At 67.8% G+C, this 5,377-nt stretch carries 6 protein-coding genes; 3 read left to right on the plus strand and 3 right to left on the minus strand.

All coding sequences use genetic code 11. From position 1 onward, the window contains the following. The coding region (locus ACFVX6_RS40430; RefSeq protein WP_389699575.1) for a PRC-barrel domain-containing protein at nt 1-299 on the minus strand (299 nt) is incomplete at its 3' end. A 359-nt stretch (nt 300-658) separates the two neighbouring features. Here ACFVX6_RS40430 and ACFVX6_RS40435 point away from each other — a divergent pair. Then, nucleotides 659-1,957: a cation:proton antiporter gene (locus ACFVX6_RS40435; protein ID WP_389699576.1), complete on the plus strand. Its 1,299-nt coding sequence runs from the start codon at nt 659-661 to the stop codon at nt 1,955-1,957. A gap of 119 nt (nt 1,958-2,076) precedes the next feature. On the opposite strand, the gene ACFVX6_RS40440 is transcribed toward ACFVX6_RS40435, so the two are convergent. Further along, entirely contained in the window at nt 2,077-3,123 is a 1,047-nt protein-coding gene (locus tag ACFVX6_RS40440; protein WP_389699577.1) for a YihY/virulence factor BrkB family protein, read from the minus strand. Nucleotides 3,124-3,580: 457 nt separating this feature from the next. On the opposite strand from ACFVX6_RS40440, the gene ACFVX6_RS40445 reads away from it, so the two are divergent. Next, complete coding sequence (locus ACFVX6_RS40445) at nt 3,581-3,946, plus strand: STAS domain-containing protein (RefSeq protein WP_389699578.1); 366 nt, start codon at nt 3,581-3,583, stop codon at nt 3,944-3,946. 84 nt (nt 3,947-4,030) lie between these two features. Next, entirely contained in the window at nt 4,031-4,318 is a 288-nt protein-coding gene (locus tag ACFVX6_RS40450) for a hypothetical protein (RefSeq protein ID WP_389699579.1), read from the plus strand. Nucleotides 4,319-4,782: 464 nt separating this feature from the next. Here ACFVX6_RS40450 and ACFVX6_RS40455 read toward each other — a convergent pair whose 3' ends face one another. Next, nucleotides 4,783-5,136: a PRC-barrel domain-containing protein gene (locus ACFVX6_RS40455; RefSeq protein ID WP_389699580.1), complete on the minus strand. Its 354-nt coding sequence runs from the start codon at nt 5,134-5,136 to the stop codon at nt 4,783-4,785. Between the last annotated feature and the right edge of the window lie 241 nt (nt 5,137-5,377).

Below are 5,377 nucleotides of genomic sequence, written 5' to 3' on the forward strand. Positions count from 1 at the left end.
TCCCCGAGGTGCTTGTCCCGGTGGAACTCCGGAGCGCTCTTGATCTGCTCCTTGGTCCGGTCCACGTAGACCTTCTTGTCCTCCGGGTCGACCCGGAGAACCGTGCTCGCCGGCAGCAAGACCTCCTTGCCGAAGATCCAGACCCCGGTGTCCACGACCAGATAGGCGTCACCGACCTCGTCGGAGTGCTTGTCCACCTTGCCGATGTCACCGTCGACCGCCTCGACCTTGAAACCGGTCAGATCGGTCCCGGCCAGATGGCCCGAGGTGGACTTGTAACTCCACACATGCTCAGTCACGCGAAAACAACTCCTCCGGTAAGCGGAGGACGGCAAAGGGATCACCCCTGCCGCCCCTCCATTTCCGATGCCTTGCAGCGGACGGCGTCGCCTTCCGCTTGGACTCCCGCCTGCCCCTGTCCCGGCACCCCATGCCTGCGTCACCGAAGAAAACTCGGCACGACAGTCGCAGGTGCCTGGCATCAGTCGGTTTCGAGGCCATCGATCAGGCGGTTGAGGAACCGGTCGAAGGCGGCGTCGTAGGTGAGGGGACGTCCGGCTTGACCGCGGAGACCAAGTGGACCGAAGCCGCATGGGTGGACTCGGACTGCCCGTTGCAAGATCGGGTAGGCGGGTGCCGACGAGGGTTTCGTACGGGAATGGTGATCGGCTTGCTGGGTTTGACCGGGGTAGACGTGGTGTACGCCTGCGCGGGGCTGGGGGCTCTGTGCGCGGCGGTTCTTCCCACCGCCCTCGCGAAGCGGCCCTTGTCCTTGCCCATGGTGTTCTTGGCAGCGGGGTTCCTGGTGTTCCTGCTGCCGCTGGACGCGCTCCCGACGCTCGACCCCGTCCGGCACCGCGGCGTCGTGGAGCACCTCACGGAGGTCTGCGTCGTGGTCGCGTTGATGGGCGCGGGTCTGGCCATCAACCGGCCGCCGGGCTACCGCGCCTGGTCAACGACGTGGCGACTGCTGGGCTTGGCCATGCCCCTGACGATCCTGCTCACCGCGGCCGCAGCGGGATGGCTGGTGGGATGGCCACCAGCCGTGGCCTTGCTGGTTGCGGCTGCCCTCGCTCCCACGGACCCGGTCCTGGCCGCGGAAGTGCGCGTGGGAGAGCCGACCGACGATGAAGACGACGAGGACGAGGTCCGCTTCGCGCTGACCAGCGAGGCCGGGCTCAACGACGGTTTGGCCTTCCCGTTCGTCCTGGCGGCCATCGCCCTGACCACGGCTTCGGCGACGGGCTGGTCCACCGATGGACTCTGGCACTGGGTGTGGAGCGACATCCTGGTGCGCAGCGTGGTGGGCTTGGCGGTCGGGCTCGGTGTGGGACGGCTCCTCGGCTGGATGTTCTTCCAGGCCTCCTGGAAGGCACTGCGGCTCTCCGAACACCGCGAGGGCTTCGTTGCGCTGGCCGCGACCTTCACGGCGTACGGACTGACCGAGCTCCTCCACGGCTACGGCTTCCTCGCCGTCTTCGTCGCCGCCTGCACGATCCGCAACGCCGAACGCTCCCATCGCTACCACCGTGTCATGCACGCCTTCACCGATCAGATCGAAAGGCTCCTCACCGCCGTCATCCTCTTCCTCGTCGGCGGCTTCATCGCCGACGGCGGCCTCGCGGCACTGACTTGGCGCGGAGCAGCTCTCGGGCTCGTGCTCTTCCTGCTGATCCGGCCGACCGTCGGCTGGGCGGTGCAGATCGGTGGCAAGGCCGCGGGCAAGGAGCGAGCGGCCATCGCGTTCTTCGGCATCCGGGGCGTCGGTTCGTTCTTCTACCTCGCGTACGCCTTGGGCGCAGCAGAATTCGCCACTCCCACCCGCGAGTTGTGGGCGGTGGTGACCTTCACCGTGCTGCTGTCGGTACTCCTGCACGGCGTCGCGGCCACACCCGTCACCACTCGGCTCGACCGCTCCGCCCCGAACGGACCAGAAGAACAAGGCGTCGGAGAATAGGCTCACCTCGCGTGATGGGTTTCGGATTCAGGGTGCATCCGGGTGCATCGTCTTCGACCGGCGGGCGAGGGACGCAGAGGCCGGCCGGGCGGGCTGGTCTCGCGGCGAGTGCTGACGGGTCAGTGCTTCATCCGCCGGCGGTCGCCGTCGCTCCAGGCTCGGGTGTCGCGGGGTTCGACGTAAGGTTCCTCGTCCGCGGGCAGCCCGCCGGCGATCGCACGCTGGCGAACCATTTCGGCATCGAACTCCAGGCCGAGGAGGATCGCAAGGTTGGTGATCCACAGCCAGACCAGGAACACGATCACGCCGGCGAGGGTGCCATAGGTCTTGTTGTAGGAGGCGAAGTTCGCGACGTAGAACGCGAAGCCGGCCGATGCGGCCATCCAAATGGCCAGCGCCAGGAAACTGCCCGGCGTCACCCACTTGAATCCGCGGCCCTTCGCGTTCGGCGCGGCCCAGTAGAGAATCGCGATCATGATCGTGACGAGGAGGACCAGCACCGGCCACTTCGCGATCGACCACACGGTCAGAGCAGTGTCCCCGACACCCAGCGCGGTGCCCACCTGCCGGGCCAGTGAGCCGGAGAAGACGACGATGAGCGCACTGGCGCAGGCCAGGACCATCAGCGTGACGGTGAGGGCCAGGCGCAGCGGGAGGACCTTCCACACGGGGCGGCCTTCGGGCATGTCGTAGACGGCGTTCGAGGTACGGATGAACGCGGCGATGTAGCCGGACGCCGACCACACGGCGACAGTCAGGCCGACGATCGCCAGGAGCGAGCCGACCCCGGAATGGCCCTGGAGCTGCTGCACGGCGTCGCTGACCACGTCCCGCGCCGAGCTGGGAGCGAGTTCCTGCAGGTTGCCCAGGACCTGTTTCGTCACCGAGTCCCCGGCGATGCCCAGCAGTGACACCAGCACCAGCAGCGCAGGGAAGAGCGCCAGGACCCCGTAATAGGTGAGCGCTGCGGCCCGGTCGGCGAGCTCGTCGTCCTTGAACTCCTCCACGGTGCCGCGTAGGACCGCCTTCCACGACCGCTTTGGCAGCTCGGTGGGCCGGTCAGGCTCCCGCCCCTTCACCTGCCGATCCGGTCCCGCCGTGCTCTCGGGGCCGGTTTCCCCGCGCTTGTCGTCCTCACCTGGGCCTGGCTTCGATGTGCGTGTCATACTCAGCGCCTTTCCAGCGCCGCCCCACTCATGTCAGCGAGGACGCGCCGAGAAATCTTCACCATCGCTGACAACGACAAAGTGGCCCACCGTGTGACCGAGCGGGTGTCGAGCAGGACGGCCGGACCGTGGTTCAGGGGGGAGCGGGGAGCAGGATGAACGCCGTGATCGTCTTGCCGTCGTCATACGGCCGGATCTCCGTATGGTCGGCGATCCGATTGATCAGCAGCCAGCCGAATCCTCCCGGTACATCTCTCGCTTCTTCCCCTTCTCATCCACTAAACCCGCCAGGACGCCTGCCTCGCCGCCCCACGGTCGGCGCCGCAGGAACGGGTTGGGCACCCGCCGTTCTCCACCGCCGCTGATGATCCCGACCTTGAAGGTCGCGCATACCGGTCCCAGACGCGGGCATCCGCACGACAACCAGCCGAGGTGATCGTGAGGACAAGGAGCGTCTGTGCTGCCCTGCAACGTGACCGAGAGCGGTGTGCTGATCATCCGGCTGCGGGCCGATCTGGATATCGGCGGCCGGGCCGCAGCCGCCTGGGCGATCGACGGATACCTCGCCGCCCACCGGTCTGCACCCGTCATGCTGGAACTCTCGGACGCGCCGCTGAGTACCGCCGCGGTGAGCACGGTCGTCCGAACCCACCGCATGTGCCGCTCCGCAGGAGCACCGCTGGCCGTCCTCGCGGCGACCGCCGAAGCACGCCGGGCGCTGGAGGCACAGGCGGGGGCCGAGGGGCTGGCCGTCCAACCCACCCGCACCCTGGCCGCCGCCGCGCTCTCGGCTGCCTCGCCCCCGGTAGCCACAGCAGCGTAAGCCGCCCCCGGCCCTGCCGGGGGCTCGCGCGCCCGTGGGTAGGCACGGCTTGCGTACTCCCCCACTGCACGAGGAGATCCCTTCATGAGCACCACCCCGGTCCTGGAAGTCACCCCTCGCCGATCGGTGCACGCAGCCGCCCGTATAGCCGTTGGTCTCCCGCATTCGGCGCTCGACGCGATGCTGGATGCCACGTACGAGACGCACCGCCGTTTCCGGCACGGCGCGTTCGCCGAGCCGTGCCCGACCTGCCACGTCGCGGCGGGCGAGCTCTGCCTGGCGCGACGCAGTGTGCACGCTGCCCGCCGGCTGGCACACCGCGCCCGGGAAACACAGAGCGGCCGGGGCTTCCCTCCTTTCACGGCACGGTGACCCGCTCGACGGGTGGATAGCAGCGGCGTCGCGTCACGTGCTGGCGAGCCGTCTCAGCTCGAGGTGCTCCGCGGGTACTGCGGCTAAGCAGGTAGGCACTCGGCAGGGAAGAGGAGTCACCGTCCTGGGTGACAAGCAGGAAGCGCGCGCGACGACGAGCTCTGGCCACCGAGCCCTCGCGCCCACGCAGGCAGGACCCGACCGGAGGCCTGGCGACCATCCCACCGGCCCAGGCGATTCATACCCCGCCCCGGCCAGGCCGTCAGCGAGCCCCTCGCCATCCCCGGGGCCAAGACCTGACCTCGACACATGGCATTCACCGGGGCGCCCCCCGTGCCGCCCTCGTCTTGCGCTCTCAACACGGCCATCGGCCCGCTCCGTGTCGCCGGGGGGCACAGCAACAGGGTGGGGACGACAGCTTGTTGCTGTCGTCCCCACCCTGGAGTGCTCGGTGTCCGCGCGTGCTACAGGTGGTGCGGTCCGTCGTAGTACCCGCCGACCTGGCGGTGGTAGTCGGCATCACCGAGGTGCTTGTCCTTGTCGAACTCCGGAGCGTTCTTGATCTGCTCCTTCGTCCGGTCGACATAGATCTTCTCGTCGTTCGCGTCGATCCGGCTGATCGTGCCCGCGGGCAGCAGGACTTCCTTGCCGAGAATCCACGGACCGGTATCAACCACGATGTACGAGGAACCGACTTCATCCGAGTGCTTGTCGACCTTGCCGATAGAACCGTCGCTCGCCTCGACCTTGTACCCCGTCAGATCCGGCCCACTCAGACGGCTGGCGGTCTCGCGGTAACCCCAGAAATTCTCCGTCATGCAAAAAACAACTCCTCCGGTCATGGAGACGGAAGGAAATGTAAATCCCTACCGCACCTTTCCCTACTGCGTTCACGCCGGAAGTCTCGTTCCGGCCTGCCCATCGCTTGCCCCGCGTTTCGCCCCGCACACCTCTCCGATCACATCCAGACCGAAATGGCCGTCGATCGTTGGAGGTCAGCCGCATTACACCCGACATCCGATGACGCCCGGTAGCGCAGGCCCCGCTCAGGGCGAGGTC

Source organism: Streptomyces sp. NPDC058289 (assembly GCF_042880975.1).
Classification (GTDB): domain Bacteria; phylum Actinomycetota; class Actinomycetes; order Streptomycetales; family Streptomycetaceae; genus Streptomyces; species Streptomyces stoeckheimensis.

Bases quoted from the DNA above. Each gene is read 5' to 3' on its own strand.
- ACFVX6_RS40435 (WP_389699576.1), top strand. From the start codon at position 659: ATGGTGATCGGCTTGCTGGGTTTGACCGGGGTAGACGTGGTGTACGCC.
- ACFVX6_RS40440 (WP_389699577.1), bottom strand. From the start codon at position 3,123: ATGACACGCACATCGAAGCCAGGCCCAGGTGAGGACGACAAGCGCGGG.
- ACFVX6_RS40450 (WP_389699579.1), top strand. From the start codon at position 4,031: ATGAGCACCACCCCGGTCCTGGAAGTCACCCCTCGCCGATCGGTGCAC.
- ACFVX6_RS40455 (WP_389699580.1), bottom strand. From the start codon at position 5,136: ATGACGGAGAATTTCTGGGGTTACCGCGAGACCGCCAGCCGTCTGAGT.